This window comes from Microcystis ichthyoblabe FBCC-A1114 (assembly GCF_050500245.1).
Classification (GTDB): Bacteria; Cyanobacteriota; Cyanobacteriia; order Cyanobacteriales; family Microcystaceae; genus Microcystis; species Microcystis ichthyoblabe_A.
The window spans coordinates 2,174,486-2,191,805 of record NZ_CP191408.1; the positions used below are offsets into that span (position 1 = coordinate 2,174,486).

Consider the following 17,320-nt stretch of genomic DNA (forward strand, 5'->3'; position numbering starts at 1 on the left):
TTTACGCTTTTTCTAGATATTCGATCGCCGCTTCCAGGGTGGATCGCAGGGAAAAAAACTTCTCCAATCGCACCAGTTTTACGGTTTGAGTTACCCGCGCATTGGTAACAATTTGTAAACTGCCCCCTTCGGTTTTGGCCTTTTTCACCAATTTTACCAAAGCCCCTAAACCGGAGCTATCGATAAAATCAATCTGAGCCAGGCTAATAATCACATCCTTAGGACCCTGCTCCACATAGCCTTCGATCACCTTACAAAAAGTCGGTTCGGAAAAGGCATCTAAAAGACCCGTCAAACGGAAAATTTGGTACTTATCTCTGACCTCGCGGGTGCCTCGCAAGCTGACGGTCAAGTTAATTGCTTCTGGAATAATCGCCTCCTAGCTCTAGAGCCGTAAAAATCAAAACCCTAGTATATCCTAAAAATTTACGACCGATCCTTTTTTGCTTGCCGCATTAAATCAACAAATTTGCCAAACAGATAATCGGCATCGTGGGGGCCGGGACTGGCTTCGGGGTGGTATTGCACCGAGAAAAAGGGCAGAGACTTGTGTTTTAAACCCGCTACGGTGCGATCATTGAGGTTGAGATGGGTAATCTCCACTTGCGGATTTAAAGATGCCTCCTGCACCGCAAAACCGTGATTCTGACTGGTAATTTCCACCTGTTGCTGCAGTCCACAGGGTTGATTTAACCCGCGATGGCCAAATTTCAGTTTAAAGGTTTCTGCTCCTAGGGATAGGCCTAAAATTTGATGACCCATACAGATGCCAAAAGTGGGTTTTTCCCCTTGCAAAAGTTGCTTGGCTAGGGCAATACCTTCGGTGACAGCCGCCGGATCTCCCGGTCCGTTAGAAAAGAAAATACCATCGGGATTATAGGCGGCGATTTTTTCCGGGGGAGTGTCAGCGGGAACCACGATCACCCGACAACCGTAGCTGGCTAAACGCCGGAGAATATTGCGTTTGATGCCAAAATCGATCGCCACCACCGTTAACGGTTCTTGATCACTATTAATTGGTGCAAATTCCCAGGCGGACGGGGTGGGAGTCGTCCATTCGTACACTTCCTTGGTGGTAACTTCTTTAACGAGATTTAACCCCGCCATACTGGGGGCCGCCTGCACCAGCCGCAGTAAATCGTGATAATCGAGTATTTCCGTGGAAATTGCCCCATTCATCGCCCCAACCGAGCGAATTTTGCGGGTCAGGGAGCGGGTATCGATGCCATAGATGCCAATAACATGATGAGCGGCCAGATAATCCGCTAGGGATTGGGTAGAACGCCAATTACTGGGCCGGTGGCAGATGTTTTTGGCGATCGCTCCTTTCACCTGGGGACGAATTGACTCCTCATCCTCGGGGTTAACCCCCGTATTTCCCAATTCTGGATAGGTAAAAGTGACGATTTGACCAGCATAACTGGGATCGGTGAGGACTTCCTGATAACCGGTCATCCCCGTGTTAAAGACAACTTCGCCGACGGTGGTTCCCTTGGAGCCGAAGGAATAACCCTCGTAAACTGTACCATCGGCCAGAACTAATAAGGCTTTTTGACTAGCAGCACTGGATATCATCGTCAATTTTTTAATCTTGAGTAGTGGTGAGAAACAGAAGTCAAGGATAGACTAGAACAGGGACTAGAAAACGAATTGCTTAGTTTTAATTGGCTAGAGCGTTTTATGATTAAGAGTACATCCGCTTAAAGACAACAGCTTCCCCTGACTAGCCATCGGCAAGATCCTATCGCTTAAAAAATAACTATATAAGTAATATGAGTCCAAGAAAACTGACTGATGCCACGAAAAAAGAAATTCTTAAGCTTTATCGGGAAACGGAGGCCACCACTTCCACGTTAGCCGAGCGCTATGGAGTGAGTAGTTCTACGGTCAGTCGTTTTCTCAAAAATTCTTTTTCTGGCGAGGAATACGAGCAGTTAATCCAGAAAAAACGCTTGGCCCGCAATCCTCGTGGCCTCGAGGAGGAGGAGGCAGCAGCGGATCTACCAGAAAAAGCGATCGAGGTGATTAGTGTTCGGGCAGCCCAAATCGCAGCTAAGGATGAGCAGGCTTTTGAGCCACCGATCGCTTCTGTGGAACAATTAACCCTGTTAATGGATACCGTTTACCCGCCAGAAGCAGATAATCCAGAAGATACAGAAATTAATGGCGATAAGACCCTAGAAACCGCTAATTTAAGCGAGTTTTTCGTCGAAGCTATCGAGGAAGAGGAGGAAGAAGATGAGCTTGACGAGGATTGGGATGAAGAGGAGGATGAGGATGAAGATGAGGAGGAGGGGGAACTAGCGGACAGCTATTTAGGCCCGACTATCGTTAAAACCGCCCAATTACAGATCTTACCCCTCTCGGCGGCGGCTTTTCCCAAAACCTGTTACTTGGTCATCGATCGTGCTGCCGAATTAATCACCCGTCCCCTCAAGGATTTTGCCGAATTGGGTAAGGTTCCCCCTCAGGAAATCCAGCAGCGCACTCTCCCCATCTTTGAAAGTCATCGCATCGCTCGTCGTTTTTCCAAGCGCAAGGAAAAAGTGATTAAAGTTCCCGACGGTCGCCTGATCGAAAAAGCTCACGCTCAACTGGAAGCTAAAGGGATCACCCGTCTGCTCATGGATGGTCGTATCTACGCTTTAGAGTAGGGAATTAGCGGGTTAGCAGGGTGTGGGGTGTGGGGTGTGGGGTGTGGGGTGTGGAGTGTGGGGTGTAGGGTGTGGGGTGTAGGGTGTGGAAAGAATAAATAAAACTAATCTCCTGTCTCCTGTCTCGGAGTCTCCTATTTAAACAATAGATAAGTTTTTTAACAAGAGTAGTGTTAGATACTAATTACCCTATGGACTGGGGTAGAATTGGAAAAACCAGTCCAACTGTTTTAGCCAAGCTACTTAACTATGATGAAAATTAACTTGCTGTTCGCGTTATCTTCTCTTAAAAAATCGAAAAAAAACTTTACATAAACTCAAAGGAGGGCATCGTAAATTGCTCATCTAAAAGCAGAGTGAGTTATCGGACAAAGTTTTTAGGTGCTTTTGTTGATTACTTCTTAACCACCATCTTATAAGTAGAAGAAGGGAGATGAAAGTTAATCAGTTACTAAGACTCTACGAACAAGGAGAGCGGGATTTTTTAGCCATTGACTTGATGAGTCTAGATCTACAACAAGTGACTCTAATCGCTGTCAATTTTGCTGCGGCCAATTTGCGCGGAACTAATTTGAGTCGCTCTTTTTTGACTAAATCAAATCTGCGGGGAGCGAGTTTGAATTGGGCGAATTTAACCTATGCCAAATTAAGTCAAGCGCAATTAGTGGAAGCGGACTTAACCAAAGCCAATCTCACCGGGGCCTTTATGGTACAGGCAAACCTGCGTAACTCGCGCTTAAGTGGGGCGGATCTTTCCCATGCTAATCTCCGGGGAGCGAATTTATGCGGGGCGAATTTATGCGGGGCGAATTTATACTTAGTTAATCTCTTGGAGGCAACCCTAGATAAAGTCAATCTCAATTGGGCCAATTTGCAGGAAGCGCGGTTAAGTGGGGCTAAATGTCGTCAGATTTCCGCAAGGGAAGCCAATTTTAGGGGCTCTTTTCTGAAAGAGGTGGACTTTCAAGGGGCCAATTTAGAAAGGGCTAATTTTAGTGAGGCACGTCTGACGGGTAGTGATTTACGCGGGGCCAATTTAGCGGGTGCTAATCTAGCGGGAGCGCGTTTACAACAGGTAAATCTACAGGGAGCGGACTTGAGGGGTGCTAACTTGACGGGGACTTGTTTTGAGAGTGTCACTGGTTGGACAGAAACCGCCCAAGAAGATGATATTTTTCCCCTAGACTGGTTTCAGCCTCGTTTTGCTACTTAAAAGTCAATATATCTTCCGAAAGCCCGTCCTTTTCCTATCAATTAACGATTAGCTGGAGTGGTTAATCTTTGGTTAGGAATGGGGATTGGGGGAGCATTATTCGGCTCATCCTCGAAGAGTAAAGTAGGGGGAGGAGGAGGAGTGGTAGCGCCGGGAGATGCTGCTGGAGATGGACTGGGATTAACGGCAGCGGGGGGACTTTTCGGAGTGACGACGGGTGCGGGAGAGCTAAAACCGAGGAGATCTTTGCCAAAGGGAAAAACATTAGCCCAGCGTTGAATATTGGGATGACCAAACCAATCTTGACGGGACACCTTCACCGAGAGCAAAGGTGCGATCGCCCCTGATTTTTCGGCCGTTATCAATAAATCAATTTTATTAATACCCTGTTGTTGATTAAAACGACTGATGATAGTTTTCTCGGCTAATTGCGATGCTCTAGTCAATAATCCTTCGTAGGATTCTCCCTGTTGAACTGTGATGGGAAGATTAACAGTGGATTGAGCAAAAACCACGTCAACGGCGATAATTCCCGTCAGCAGCGTTAAAACAGTAATAGACTTGTACATAGGACAGACGGTTAAACAGTCACTCCCTGGTTAGGGTCGGGATCTTCCCTGTTAGAGTTCCCCGATCGCTTTCTTAAATTACCATGATCGATCTCTGGCCACAATGGAATTTTTTCGGTAGCGTAATCGTCCTTAGTCCCTAGCAATAGGCAATAGGGGAATACTTAGGGCTGGCTGAATAAATCTAAAAACTTTGTTGGATAATATCTTTAGGCTTTTTTCAAATCAAACAGTGCCGGCCATTGGAGTGATCAGAGGGAAAATTCAGGGACTTTTTCCCTGAAAATGGGTAAAACCCCACACCAACGCCAAACTTTTTCAGTATAACCTAATTATATTTGGCCTTATCGACCAGAGGTTGTTAATTATGACACAAACTAGCGAAACCGTTACCTATTCTCTCGAATCTGTCCTAACAAGGATCGAGAGTAAAATCGACAATCTCCAAAGAGATGTTAATCAAAAATTTGACAGTCTCCAAAGAGATATGGATCAGAAAATTGACAATCTCCAAAGAGATGTTAATCAGAAAATTGACAGTCTCCAAAGAGATATGGATCAAAAATTTGACAGTCTCCAAAGAGATATGGATCAAAAATTTGACAGTCTTCAAAAAGATATGAATCAAAAATTTGACAGTCTCCAAAAAGACGTTAATGATTTAAAGGTGGAAGTCACAGAAACCAAGGGAGATATTAAAACTCTTGACCAGAAAGTCGAAAGAATAGATAAACGACTGGAAAAAGTTGAAGATAGTTATGCAATCCTAGTTAAAGATATTGCGGACTTAAAAGGGTTTAAATCCCTGATTATCCCCATGGTAGTAGCTTTTTTAAGTGCCGTGGTAACTTTAGGATTGCGCGGCTTTTTTCTTGGTAATAAACCTTAATTTTTTATGTCAAGAAAGTAGTTATTTGTAAGAGGTTGTTAATTATGACACAAACTGGCGAAACCGTTACCTATTCTCTCGAATCTGTCCTGAAAGAAATTAAAGATAGCATTAAAGAGGTTAATCAGAAAATTGACTCTCTCCAAAGAGATGTTAATCAAAAATTTGACAGTCTCCAAAGAGATATGGATCAGAAAATTGACAGTCTTCAAAGAGATGTAGATGAGAAAATCGACAATCTCCAAAGAGCTATGGATCAAAAATTTGACAGTCTCCAAAAAGATGTTAATCAAAAATTTGACAGTCTCCAACAAGATGTGAATGATTTAAAGGTGGAAGTCACAGAAATCAAGGGAGATATTAAAAATCTTGATCAGAAAGTCGAAACAATGGATAAACGACTGGAAAAAGTCGAATCTAGTTATGCAATTCTAGTTAAAGATATTGCGGACTTAAAAGGGTTTAAATCCCTGATTATCCCCATGGTTGTAGCTTTTTTAAGTGCCGTGGTAACTTTGGGATTGCGCGGCTTTTTTCTTGGTAATAAACCTTAATTTTTTATTTCAATAAAGTAGTTATCTGTAAGAGGGTTTTAATTATGACACAAACTAGCGAAACCGTTACCTATTCCCTTGAATCTGTCCTGACAAGGATCGAGAGTAAAATCGACAATCTCCAAAGAGATGTTAATCAAAAATTTGACAGTCTCCAAAGAGATGTGGATCAGAAAATTGACAGTCTCCAAAGAGATGTGGATCAGAAAATCGACAATCTCCAAAGAGATATGGATCAAAAATTTAACAGTCTCCAAAAAGATGTTAATGATTTAAAGGTGGAAGTCACAGAAATCAAAGGAGATATTAAAACTCTTGATCAGAAATTTGAAACAATGGATAAACGACTGGAAAAAGTCGAAGATGGTTATGCAATTCTAGTTAAAGATATTGCGGACTTGAAAGGGTTTAAATCTCTGATTATTCCCATGGTTGTGGCTTTTTTAAGTGCCGTGGTAACTTTGGGATTGCGCGGCTTTTTTCTTGGTAATAAACCTTAAATATATCAAGGAATATTGTTATCATCAAGTTTATTTTTTACTCTACCAATAAAATCTATGAGTTTTTGTATTAATCCTCATTGTCCCAAACCGAAAAGTATCACGGAGAGTCGTTACTGTCAATCCTGTGGTTCCGACTTGCTTTTAAATGGTAAATATCGAGTCACAAATTTATTGAGTGCCAAAGGTGGATTCGGTAATACCTATGAAGTGATAGATGAACGTAAAATACCTAAAGTGTTAAAAGTTCTTACCTACGATTCTAGCAAAGCTATTGATTTATTTCAACAGGAAGCCAATCTTTTAAAACAATTAAATCACCCCGGTATTCCCAAAGGAGAAAACTATTTTATTTATCATCCCCGGGAGAGTCAAACTGCTTTACACTGTTTAGTTATGGAGAAAATTGCTGGTATTGACTTAGAAGAACATCAAAAACAAAGAGGATTTAAACCGATTGATTATAATCTCGCTTTGGATTGGTTAAGTCAGTTGGCTAATATTCTCCATGAAGTTCATAAACATAAATTCTATCATCGTGATATCAAACCCTCTAATATTATCTTAAAACCCGATGGTCAATTAGTTTTAATTGATTTTGGGGCAGCGCGACAGGTGACTAAAACCGTCCTAGCAGGAGGTAAAAATACGGGAATTTATACCCCCGGATATGCTCCTCCTGAACAATCTCTTGGTCACTCTGTCCCCCAATCAGACTTTTATGCTTTGGGCAAAACTTTCGTCTTTTTGTTAACCGGTAAAGAACCCAGTGATCCGAAAATTTATAATATTAATACAAATGAATTTAACTGGCGTAAATATGCACAAAATATCCCTTCTCGATTAGCAGATTTTATCGATAATTTAATGGCAGAAAAACCTATTGATCGACCGAAAGATACCAAAACTTTGCTAAAAATTATTACCGATATTAAAGCCAATCCCCATCAAACTAAAAAAACTAAAAATTCTGCTCCTGAAAAACCTAAAATTATTCCTATTCCCAATCCTGCACTTATTTCTTTACTCGCCGCAATTTCTCCCAGTTATGCTGGGTTTTGGCTCCGTTTCAAAGCTTCTTTAATTGATTCTTTTATCGTTTTTATTATCGCAGCTTTATTAGGTGGTTATATCTGTTTTCGCTTACAACAATGGTCAACTTTTCAAGATTTAAATCTTAACTTTGATATTCCCAAAGAAATCTGGGTTTACTATGCAGCAGGATTAAGTGCAGCCGGAACAACAATTTTTGGTTTTGCTTTATTTATAGCGGCAATTATCTATAATATTCAAGCCAAAGTTAACTTTACTCACGAGCATATTGCCATTCTGACTGCTCTTGGTTTAGGAATAGTTATTAAATGGTTATATTATGTTTTCTTAGAATATCTTTTTAAAGCCACTATTGGTAAAATGTTTTTTGATTTATCCGTCACGGATAGTCAAGGCCGACGCATATCTTTTGCAAGAGCAAATCGCCGCTACTTACTAAAATATCTCTCCACTGCTCCCTTATATTTGGGCTTTTTACTGGCAGCCTGGACAAAGAAAAAACGCGCCCTTCATGACATGATTTCTGGTACACAAATCCGCAAGAAAAAGTAACCAGATACTAAATAGGATAAGATTAACTACAATAAGGACAAGATATTCCCGTTCGGTAATTGGGGGATTGTTTATCTTTTTCATCGATGGGATGACCGCAAGCGGGACACATTTCATAATGTCCTACCTCTAGATTAGCTGTTAGTGCCACTCTTTGATCAAAAACAAAACATTCTCCTTGCCAAAGACTCTGATCGGGACTAACTTCTTCTAAGTATTTCAAAATACCTCCCTCTAGCTGATAAACTTGAGAAAAGCCTTGATTTAATAAAAAAGCTGCCGCCTTTTCACAACGAATTCCCCCCGTACAAAAAAGAGCTATTTTTTTATCGTTAATACTATCAAAATTTTCCTGAATATACTCAGGAAATTGGCGAAAATGCTGGATTTCTGGGTTAAGCGCTCCCGCAAAAGTACCGATCGCCACTTCATAATTATTACGAGTATCGATCACTACCACGTCCGGCTCTTTCAGCAATTGGTTCCACTCTTCAGTTTTGAGATAAATTCCTGTGTTTTCGAGAGGATTAGCCTTGGGTTGACCAAAAGTCACAATTTCCTTTTTTAAGCGAATTTTTAAGCGTTGAAAGGGCAAATAATCACAAACAGACTCTTTCACCTCTAGATTAGCTAAACGAGTATCGGTTTTTAACCAACTAATCACTTCAGCGATCGCTTGACGGTTCCCGGCGATCGTTGCGTTAATCCCCTCGGCTGCCAGAAGAATAGTTCCTTTAATTCCTCTTTCTTGGCAGTATTTTTGTATTTCTGGCTGTTTTTGACGATAATCTGACAAAGCCACAAACTGGTAAAAAGTGGCGACTAGATAAGACATGGCAGGCAAGGGAAAAATTAACTTGTAATATTTTTCACTATAGGTTATAATAACGAGAGTGTCTCAAAAACCAGATCGGGGGTTTAGCTCAGTTGGTAGAGCGCCTGCTTTGCAAGCAGGATGTCAGCGGTTCGAGTCCGCTAACCTCCATAGTCATGACTGATTCCCCTTTGCTTGGTGATTAGCTCAAGTCTTCTTGGGGAGACAATTAGCTAGTTAATTATTAAATGATGTCTCGTACCTATCAAGCTACTGGAATCAATCTGCAAGGAATGGCCTTCGGAGAAGCCGATCGCCTCTTAACTATTTTGACCGCCGAGTATGGTTTAATTAGAGCCATCGCTCCAGGTGCGCGCAAGTATAAATCTTCCCTGCGGGGTAGAAGTGAACTATTTGTGGTCAATAATCTGTTGATAGTCGCAGGAAAATCCCTAGATAAGGTCGTTCAAGCTGAAACTATCGAATCTTATCCCAAATTAAGTCAAAATCTCGCCAAACTAACCGTTAGTCAATACCTCTGTGAACTGGTTTTGGCGATCGCCCTGAGCGAACAACCCCAGAGGGAATTATACGAATTAATCTGCAGCCATCTGGCCAGAATTGAAGTCCTCGACGAGAATGAATACATACTTCCCTACCTTTGTCAAGCAATTTTTCATTTCTTAATAATTGCCGGCTTAGTGCCGCAAGTCCATAACTGCCTGTTGACGGGAAAAGCTTTAATTGGGAACAATTGCCTAGGATTTAGTTTCGAGGCAGGGGGAATAATAGATCTAGCTGCCCTAACAGAAACAATCAACCCGCCCAAAATCGATAGTAAACTGACGCGGCAAGAACTGCAATTACTGCAATGCCTAGGAAAAACAGATTTTCCCCCAGAAGAAAACCTTACCTCAGAACTAGCTTGGATTAACCTCGATCGTTTGCTGCGTCGCTATACTCAATATCATCTGGGAAAAACTTTTCGCTCCTCGGCATTAGTTGAGGGTTTATCTCCCTTAGAATTTTAAACAGATAGCAAAAATCATCATAATGCAACTGTTTGACTCAGAAACTGACGACGCTACGTCCAGCGCCTCCCCCACTCCTGTTTTTAATTCTTCCGATTCCTCACCGAGGCAATCCGACGCAGAAACCATGAACCGCTTGCCTAAACGTGCGCCCAAATCCAATCCTAGTCAGGGTTTTGCCCCAGTGCTAAAAAACCCGCGCTTTCTCATTCTCTGGGCGGGGGGAATTTTTTCCCAATTAGCGGATAAATTCTATTTAGTCCTGATGATCTCCCTAATTGCCACCCATTACCAAGAAGCCGATCAATCGATTAGCGGCTGGGTATCGGCGATAATGATTGCTAATACAATTCCGGCGGTGTTAGTGGGTTCGGTGGCGGGTGTATATGTTGATAGATGGTTAAAAAAACAAGTTTTAGTTATTTCTAACCTTTTACGCGGGGCTTTTGTCCTCGTCATTCCCCTATTATTGTGGTTAGTGCGCGAGCAAACTTTAGCGGTTCCCCTCGGTTGGTTGCCTGACGGTTTAAGAAATTGGCATTACCGGCTACAAGGAGAATTTAATTTACCCTTCGGTTTTTTCCTGTTGTTAGTCATTACTTTTCTTGTCTCCACCCTAACCCAATTTTTTGCCCCCGCCGAACAATCTACCCTGGCATTAGTAGTAAAACGTCGTCATCTTCTACCCGCTAATTCCCTCAGCACTTTAACCACCATGGCGGTATTAATTATCGGTTTTGCCATCGGTGAACCTCTATTAGCTTTTGCCGATAGCATTTTCGGCACTAGAGCCGGACAATTTGATATTGGCAAAGTGATGATTGTCGGTGGTTTTTATATAATTGCCGGTTTAATTCTAATTATCCTGCGAACTAGCGAAAAATATATTATTCCTACCGCAGAACAGCCCCATGTTTGGGAAGATATCCGCGACGGCATTCGTTACCTCAACAAAAATCATAAAGTTCGTAACGCTCTAATTCAATTAGTCATCTTATTCTGTATTTTTGCTGCTCTATCAGTATTAGCCGTCAGTATGGCGGAAAAACTACCCGGGTTAAAAGCTTCTCAATTCGGCTTTTTATTAGCCTCCTGTGGTGCAGGAATGGCAGTTAGTGCGATTACTTTGGGTTATTGGGGCCAAAAATTCTCCCACACCCAATTAAGTCTCTGGGGTTCTCTGGGTATGGCGGCAGCTTTAATCGGTTTATCTTTAGCAACAAAGAGTTTAATTTTAGCCTTCGCTATGACCGCTTTATTAGGGATTTTTGCCGCTTTAGTCGGGGTTCCCATGCAAACTACCCTACAGGCAGATACACCCCCCGAAATGCGCGGTAAAGTCTTTGGTTTAGAAAACAATGCCGTTAATATTGCCCTCTCTTTACCATTAGCTGTTGCGGGTATCGCCGAAACTCAATTCGGACTCCGACCGGTACTATTAGCTTTAGCAGTTATGGCAGTCATCGGCGGTGGTTTTACTTGGTATGTTTCTGGCAATTTATCTAAAGATTAGCGGAACTTTTCAGTTATCAGTTATCAGTTATCAGTTATCAGTTATCAGGAGTCAGTTATCAGGAGTCAGTTATCAGGAGTCAGGAGTCAGGAGATTGCCTTTATTTATTCTCCTATCTCCCCCGCAAAGAAGCGGGCGTTGTCAGATCAGAATATGAAGAATGAATTGCGACACAACGAGAGCCTTACTGTTAAAGCGTTTTCAAGTCTGCTCTGATGCGCCATCATCTTCAAACTTGACAACGCCACTAAACGGTTGTACGAACAGGGTTATCAACGAGAGGATATTCTCAACCTCTTTAAAATAATAGAAAACGGGTTTCTTAAAGAAACCCGTTTTCTGGATAATCCTAAGAGTGAGCTAACCCGCTACACTTTTGTCAACTTTTATTGATTTAATGTCCACTTTTACCGTAAGTATTGTCAAGTAACCTTAAACTTGTTAGAATCAAAGAGTTGTTATTTTCTGGTAGTCATTCACCGATGAGATTAGTTAAGATGATATTACATGACTAATAATGTTGATCATGATCGCTTATTTAAGGAGTTGATTTCCACCTTTTTTGTCGAATTTATTGAGTTGTTTTTTCCTGAAGTAATGAATTATTTAGACACAGACTCAATTACTTTTTTAGACAAAGAAGTATTTACCGATGTCACGGAAGGAGAAAGGCATGAAAGCGACTTAGTAGCACAAGTTAGGTTTCGCGGAAAAGAATCTTTCTTTCTGATTTATGTCGAGGCGCAGGAAAGTTCTCGAAAGTGGTTTAACCGGCGGATGTTTACTTATTTTGCTCGCTTTCATGAGAAATTTGTCTTACCGATTTATCCGATTGTAATTTTTTCTTACTCCCAGCCCAAAAAAGAAGCAATTAGTCAGTATGTAGTCGATTTTCCCGATTTTAAGGTGTTAGAATTTAACTCTGAGAGCTGAGAGGGGGACAAGCGAGCTAGAAGGTAGATAGGGCAAGCGATATCGCTCTTTGTCCTTTGATGTAATCCTTCAACCGATAGCGGCTAATTTGCATTAGCTCTTCTATATTTTTTTGGGAACATTTGATGTAGCTGGAGCCAATGATAGAGATGTTGACCCACATAAAAACTGCTGTGTCTGCGTTGACCTTTATATCTTGTTTCAGGTCTTGTGACATATTTTTGGATTCCCATATCCTTAATTTTTTTACCTTGCATTGTGGCACTTGTAGAGGCGATAGCTATAACAATTATCAGCTTTGATAGGTATTGCGGTGCTAATTGAGAACCTTCTAAGCTATAGCCTCCCGACTTAAAATCTCGAAACATATCCCCAATATCAAATCTTTTTTGATCGGCAATTATTGCCGTCTCTAAATCTCCAAAGTTAGTCAGAATATACCAAGGTTCTTTTGTTTGAAAACCCCAGTAGTTTTTTTCCACTTACCCGCTAAGTTAAACTGGACAAATCCCTGCTCTTTTGTAATATTGACATCATTTTAAAATAGTTGAGTTCCTGGACTTAAACCTAACTCTCTCATTTCTTGATAAATTCCTTCTTTTGTCTTGACATTTGTACTTTTTTTTTGTCTTAAACAAAAGTATAAACTCTGCTTCTGAAGCCACTTTCCAAGACTGACCGAGCAAAATTCTCTATCTCCTAACACCACTATTTTATGACCTGATAGCACCTTCAATATTTTCCCCAATACTCGCTGCTGTTCTTCGAGATTACTACTTCCTTTTTTATCTAATATCTACCAATATATTGGCATGGCTTTTTTGTTATAAATCAAACTCACCATCAAGATATTTATTGCTCCCCAACTTGTCCGGTCTATGGCAATATACGCTAATCCTTTTGTTGTGAATCTCTGCTGCTGTTTTAACATCTCTTTTAGGCAGAGAAACCAGATTTTTTCAATATTCAGAATTTCCAGCTTTAAAAATCTTTTTAGTTTTTTTCTCCGACTCTCAAACAGGATTGGTATTGGTAGTGCTTCTGCTAATATCTCTAACTTAGCTTGCTTTAGTATTTGCAAGGTTCCAACTATCATTAACAACAGTAGATATCCGGCTCGCCCCAGTTCATTCTCTAAGACTTTCTGGTATTGTAAAGTATGAAGCGATCGAATCTGGTAATATTGCTGCGGTGCTAAAACTGAAGCATCGTAGGTAAGATTTAATAATCCGAAACCGCAAAAAACCACTATTAGAAAGGAGACAATTAAGAACAATTTTTGCTTAAACAGCATCGGGATTAAAAACGGTGAGCTAAAAAAAATAAATTCCCCGTCCGGGACAGGGAAAAAATCTATCTTGATCAACAAAACAATTAATCCAAAAATCCCATTAAAGTTTCGGGATCATCGATTTCATTGGAAGCAACGGGACGATTACCCATGACTGTATAAGTTTCGCTAATGTGCAGATGACTGAGAGCAATCGGACGATTGCCAGAAATCGCTAGAGTGCTGCTAACTTCCATACCACTAGAGCCGACAGGACGCAATCCACCGACGGAAGAATAGGTACTAACCACTTTCAGATGGCTAACTTCTACGGGACGGCCCCCGGGTAACATTTCATCTTCCGTGAAGTGAAGATGGCTAGTACCAACAGGACGATTTTCGGGTAAGCGATGTTCGGGTTGATAGAATTTTAAGGCTTTGGAAGCCGATTCAGCGTTGTTTTTCACCGAAAGGGCGACCACTTCTTTATCTTTGGCGGTTTTAGCCGTAGTAGCTTTACCGCGTGTGCTGGTCTTTTCTTCTGTAGTTGCTGGGGTTTGAGTCCCGTTCGTTTCTAGATTTTCCACCGTCATAACCTGATACTCCTTTCCGTTAATAGCTTCGGAGAAACGATAAGATTTAAGTTTAGGGTATTCTCGAAGACTTTTAATCTTTTTTTAAAATCCTCTCTAATATTAAGATACATCTTTCTTTCCCCAAAACCCTATCAGTGTTGGTAATTTGATTGATAATTTATTTTGCCTGTTCTCTACACCTAGCCGCTAATGACCGCTTTTCAACTACAAGCACCCTTTCAACCCACCGGGGATCAACCGGCAGCGATCGATAAATTAGTAGATTCCCTGCAAAACCAGCATCGTTTCCAAACCCTCTTGGGGGCAACTGGCACCGGCAAAACCTTCACCATTGCCGCTGTGATCGAGAAAATCGGCAGGCCTACCCTTGTCCTAGCCCATAATAAGACCTTGGCTGCCCAATTATGTAACGAATTGCGGCAATTTTTCCCCAATAACGCCGTGGAATACTTTATCAGCTATTACGACTACTATCAACCGGAGGCTTATATTCCTGTCAGCGATACCTACATCGAAAAGAGTTCTTCAATTAATGATGAGATCGATATGCTGCGCCATTCAGCCACGCGCTCGCTGTTTGAACGCAGGGATGTGATCGTCGTCGCTTCCATTAGTTGTATTTATGGTTTGGGAATGCCGGCGGAATACCTGAAAGCGGCGATTTCCTTAACAGTTGGTCAAGAGTTCGACCAAAGGCAATTATTACGGGCCTTGGTGTCAGTGCAGTACAATCGCAATGATTTGGAGTTAACTCGCGGCCGTTTTCGTCTCAAGGGCGATATTTTGGAAATTGTTCCCGCTTACGAGGATCGGGTTATTAAAATTGATTTTTTTGGCGATGAGATTGAAAGTATTCGTTATCTCGATCCCCTGACGGGGGAAGTTTTGCAAAAATTAGAGCGAATTAGTATTTATCCGGCCCGTCACTTTGTTACCCCGGAGGAACGTTTAGAGGTGGCCTGTCGGGATATTAAAACCGAGTTAGATAACCGTTTATTGGAGTTAGAAAAAGCGGGCAAATTACTGGAAGCGCAACGTTTGGATCAACGGACTCGTTATGATTTAGAAATGTTGCAGGAAGTGGGTTATTGTAACGGAGTAGAAAATTATTCGCGGCATTTAGCGGGTAGGTTAGCGGGGGAACCGCCGGAATGTTTGGTGGATTATTTTCCTCAAAATTGGTTATTAGTTGTGGATGAATCTCATGTCAGTGTGCCGCAGATTCGCGGAATGTATAATGGCGATCAATCACGAAAAAAAGTTTTGATCGATCACGGGTTTCGTTTACCCAGTGCTGCGGATAATCGTCCTTTGAAGTCGGAAGAATTTTGGCAGAAAGTTAATCAATGTATTTTTGTTTCGGCCACTCCGGGAGATTGGGAATTAGAACAGTCAGAAAATCACATTGTTGAACAAATTATCCGACCGACGGGAGTTTTAGACCCAGAGATTTTTGTGCGACCAACCGAGGGACAAGTGGATGATTTATTAGGGGAAATTAAGGAGCGAGTGCGGTTAAATGAACGGGTTTTGATTACCACTTTAACCAAACGCATGGCCGAAGATTTAACCGAATACTTGCAAGAAAGGGGAATTAAAGTTAGATATCTACATTCAGAAATTCAATCAATTCAACGGATTGAAATTATCCAAGACCTGCGAGAAGGGGTCTTTGACGTGCTGATCGGGGTGAATTTGCTTCGCGAGGGGTTAGACCTGCCGGAAGTGTCTCTAGTAGCGATTTTAGACGCAGATAAGGAAGGATTTTTAAGGGCTACCCGCTCTTTAATTCAAACTATTGGCCGGGCTGCTCGTCATATTCGCGGTCAGGCAATTCTTTACGGAGATAATCTCACTAATAGTATGATTAATGCGATCGAAGAAACTAAGAGACGGCGAGCTATTCAAGAGGAATATAACCAAAAACATGGGATTATTCCGCAACCGATTGTTAAAAGGTCGAGTAATTCAATTTTGGCTTTTCTGGATATTTCCCGTCGTCTAAATTCCCAACAATTAGAGCAGGTTTGTGAGAATATAGAAGAACTTTCTTTAGAACAAATTCCCGAATTAATTCAACAACTAGAAGCGCAAATGAAAGAAGCGGCGAAAAATCTAGAATTCGAGTCAGCAGCTAAATATCGTGATCGGATTAAGCAATTGCGAGATAAATTATTAAATCACGTTAGATAAACCTATGACTAGATTTATTCATGACCAGTTTGCTAAAGATTATCTCGAAGAATTATTATCTTCTCTGGGAGAAGTAAAATCGGCACGGGTTGTACGAGGAGAAGTACGAGAAATCGATGTCTGGTTTTCACCCCAGATTCTCGATAATAATCCGAGAGAACTGCTAGGATTACTGGGAAAAATGGCGATTAATCCCTGTTTATTTGAACCCTTTCGCAATCCTGTCACTGCTACAGAAATTAGGACTTGTCTGTTAAAACTGTTGGAAGTGGAAGGAGAAATTAATCGTCGAGCAAATCGTCAGAAAACGAATGTTAACGATGGAGAAATCCCCTGTCTCTGGATTTTGACTCCCAGTGCTTCCTCGCAACTGTTAGGAGGATTCGGAGCTAAATTAGATGAGGAGAATTGGGGGGAGGGTATCTATTTTTTAGCTCCCTCTTTACGCACGGCAATCACCGTTATCCATCAATTACCCCCAACAGAAGCAACTCTCTGGTTAAGAATTTTAGGCCGGGGAAAAGTACAAGCAAGGGCGATCGATGAGCTAGAATCGTTACCAGAGGATCATCCTTTTCGGGTAAATGCTCTAGAATTATTATTAAACTTGAGAACTTCTTTAACTAACGATCAAGAGCTTGAACAGGAGGACAGAGAGTTAATTATGAGATTATCACCTTTATACACTTCCCGTCTTCAGGAAGAACTGGATGCTGGCCGTCAACAAGGTCTTCAACAGGGTCTTCAACAGGGTCTTCAACAGGGTCTTCAACAGGGTCTTCAACAGGGTCTTCAACAGGGTCTTCAACAAGGAGAACGTCTGGTGGTAGAAAATTTATTGAAAGCTCGTTTTGGTAATTTAGACCCAGATTTGTCCGTAATCATCGATCGCATTTTATTATTACCAGTGGAGGAGTTTACCCCTTTAATACTCAATTCATCTCGCACAGAATTAATTGCCCACTTTTCTAATTGAAAGCATAACT

General features: G+C 41.5%; 17 protein-coding genes, 1 tRNA gene and 1 pseudogene. 12 read left to right on the forward strand and 7 right to left on the reverse strand.

The genetic code is table 11. The features are described from left to right. Position 1 precedes the first annotated feature (1 nt). Complete coding sequence (locus ACQY1Y_RS10570; RefSeq protein WP_002733056.1) at positions 2–352, reverse strand: STAS domain-containing protein; 351 nt, start codon at positions 350–352, stop codon at positions 2–4. 74 nt (positions 353–426) lie between these two features. Next, positions 427–1,575 (reverse strand): glutamine-hydrolyzing carbamoyl-phosphate synthase small subunit, encoded by a 1,149-nt coding sequence (gene carA / locus ACQY1Y_RS10575; RefSeq protein WP_430014533.1) that lies wholly within the window; start codon positions 1,573–1,575, stop codon positions 427–429. A gap of 197 nt (positions 1,576–1,772) precedes the next feature. Here carA and ACQY1Y_RS10580 point away from each other — a divergent pair, with 197 nt between their 5' ends. Both ACQY1Y_RS10580 and ACQY1Y_RS10585 read left to right on the forward strand, forming a co-directional pair. Then, complete coding sequence (locus ACQY1Y_RS10580; protein ID WP_103112981.1) at positions 1,773–2,654, forward strand: helix-turn-helix domain-containing protein; 882 nt, start codon at positions 1,773–1,775, stop codon at positions 2,652–2,654. 433 nt (positions 2,655–3,087) lie between these two features. Then, on the forward strand, positions 3,088–3,867 hold the full coding sequence (locus ACQY1Y_RS10585; protein WP_002776869.1) for a pentapeptide repeat-containing protein: 780 nt from the start codon (positions 3,088–3,090) through the stop codon (positions 3,865–3,867). A 41-nt stretch (positions 3,868–3,908) separates the two neighbouring features. Here the strand turns inward: ACQY1Y_RS10585 and ACQY1Y_RS10590 are convergent, their stop codons facing one another. After that, positions 3,909–4,436, reverse strand: coding sequence for a hypothetical protein (locus ACQY1Y_RS10590; protein ID WP_430014534.1), 528 nt, complete (start codon positions 4,434–4,436; stop codon positions 3,909–3,911). Between the two features lie 367 nt (positions 4,437–4,803). Between ACQY1Y_RS10590 and ACQY1Y_RS10595 the strand changes: the two genes are divergently transcribed. From ACQY1Y_RS10595 to ACQY1Y_RS10610, 4 genes are read left to right on the forward strand one after another with little or no spacing between them, the layout of a single operon-like run. Beyond that, entirely contained in the window at positions 4,804–5,325 is a 522-nt protein-coding gene (locus tag ACQY1Y_RS10595; protein WP_002733032.1) for a hypothetical protein, read from the forward strand. Positions 5,326–5,369: 44 nt separating this feature from the next. Beyond that, entirely contained in the window at positions 5,370–5,879 is a 510-nt protein-coding gene (locus ACQY1Y_RS10600; protein WP_042790277.1) for a lipolpp family protein, read from the forward strand. A 44-nt stretch (positions 5,880–5,923) separates the two neighbouring features. Further along, positions 5,924–6,379 (forward strand): coiled-coil domain-containing protein, encoded by a 456-nt coding sequence (locus tag ACQY1Y_RS10605; protein WP_002793975.1) that lies wholly within the window; start codon positions 5,924–5,926, stop codon positions 6,377–6,379. Between the two features lie 57 nt (positions 6,380–6,436). Beyond that, positions 6,437–7,984 carry a protein kinase domain-containing protein gene (locus ACQY1Y_RS10610; protein WP_002776876.1) on the forward strand — a complete coding sequence of 516 codons (1,548 nt, stop codon included), beginning with the start codon at positions 6,437–6,439 and terminating at the stop codon, positions 7,982–7,984. 22 nt (positions 7,985–8,006) lie between these two features. Here ACQY1Y_RS10610 and ACQY1Y_RS10615 read toward each other — a convergent pair whose 3' ends face one another. Then, positions 8,007–8,819: a rhodanese-related sulfurtransferase gene (locus ACQY1Y_RS10615; RefSeq protein ID WP_002776877.1), complete on the reverse strand. Its 813-nt coding sequence runs from the start codon at positions 8,817–8,819 to the stop codon at positions 8,007–8,009. Positions 8,820–8,896: 77 nt separating this feature from the next. Between ACQY1Y_RS10615 and ACQY1Y_RS10620 the strand changes: the two genes are divergently transcribed. The 4 genes and pseudogenes from ACQY1Y_RS10620 to ACQY1Y_RS10635 form a co-directional block, all read left to right on the forward strand. Continuing rightward, positions 8,897–8,969, forward strand: a tRNA-Ala gene (locus tag ACQY1Y_RS10620). Between the two features lie 77 nt (positions 8,970–9,046). Then, positions 9,047–9,829 (forward strand): DNA repair protein RecO, encoded by a 783-nt coding sequence (gene recO, locus ACQY1Y_RS10625; protein ID WP_016515329.1) that lies wholly within the window; start codon positions 9,047–9,049, stop codon positions 9,827–9,829. 22 nt (positions 9,830–9,851) lie between these two features. Beyond that, positions 9,852–11,342, forward strand: coding sequence for an MFS transporter (locus ACQY1Y_RS10630; RefSeq protein ID WP_002733864.1), 1,491 nt, complete (start codon positions 9,852–9,854; stop codon positions 11,340–11,342). Positions 11,343–11,849: 507 nt separating this feature from the next. Next, a pseudogene (locus ACQY1Y_RS10635) lies at positions 11,850–12,263 on the forward strand (Rpn family recombination-promoting nuclease/putative transposase); the annotation flags it as partial. A gap of 95 nt (positions 12,264–12,358) precedes the next feature. Here the strand turns inward: ACQY1Y_RS10635 and ACQY1Y_RS10640 are convergent. The 3 genes from ACQY1Y_RS10640 to ACQY1Y_RS10650 form a co-directional block, all read right to left on the reverse strand. After that, positions 12,359–12,757 (reverse strand): hypothetical protein, encoded by a 399-nt coding sequence (locus tag ACQY1Y_RS10640; protein WP_002734667.1) that lies wholly within the window; start codon positions 12,755–12,757, stop codon positions 12,359–12,361. Between the two features lie 314 nt (positions 12,758–13,071). Then, positions 13,072–13,569: a hypothetical protein gene (locus ACQY1Y_RS10645; protein WP_238406006.1), complete on the reverse strand. Its 498-nt coding sequence runs from the start codon at positions 13,567–13,569 to the stop codon at positions 13,072–13,074. A gap of 80 nt (positions 13,570–13,649) precedes the next feature. Beyond that, positions 13,650–14,138, reverse strand: a complete 489-nt coding sequence (locus ACQY1Y_RS10650; RefSeq protein ID WP_002733480.1) for a hypothetical protein — start codon at positions 14,136–14,138, stop codon at positions 13,650–13,652. Between the two features lie 192 nt (positions 14,139–14,330). Here ACQY1Y_RS10650 and uvrB point away from each other — a divergent pair, with 192 nt between their 5' ends. Beyond that, complete coding sequence (uvrB, locus tag ACQY1Y_RS10655; RefSeq protein ID WP_004158588.1) at positions 14,331–16,334, forward strand: excinuclease ABC subunit UvrB; 2,004 nt, start codon at positions 14,331–14,333, stop codon at positions 16,332–16,334. A gap of 4 nt (positions 16,335–16,338) precedes the next feature. Further along, positions 16,339–17,310, forward strand: a complete 972-nt coding sequence (locus tag ACQY1Y_RS10660; protein ID WP_069475123.1) for a flagellar assembly protein H — start codon at positions 16,339–16,341, stop codon at positions 17,308–17,310. Positions 17,311–17,320: the final 10 nt, after the last annotated feature.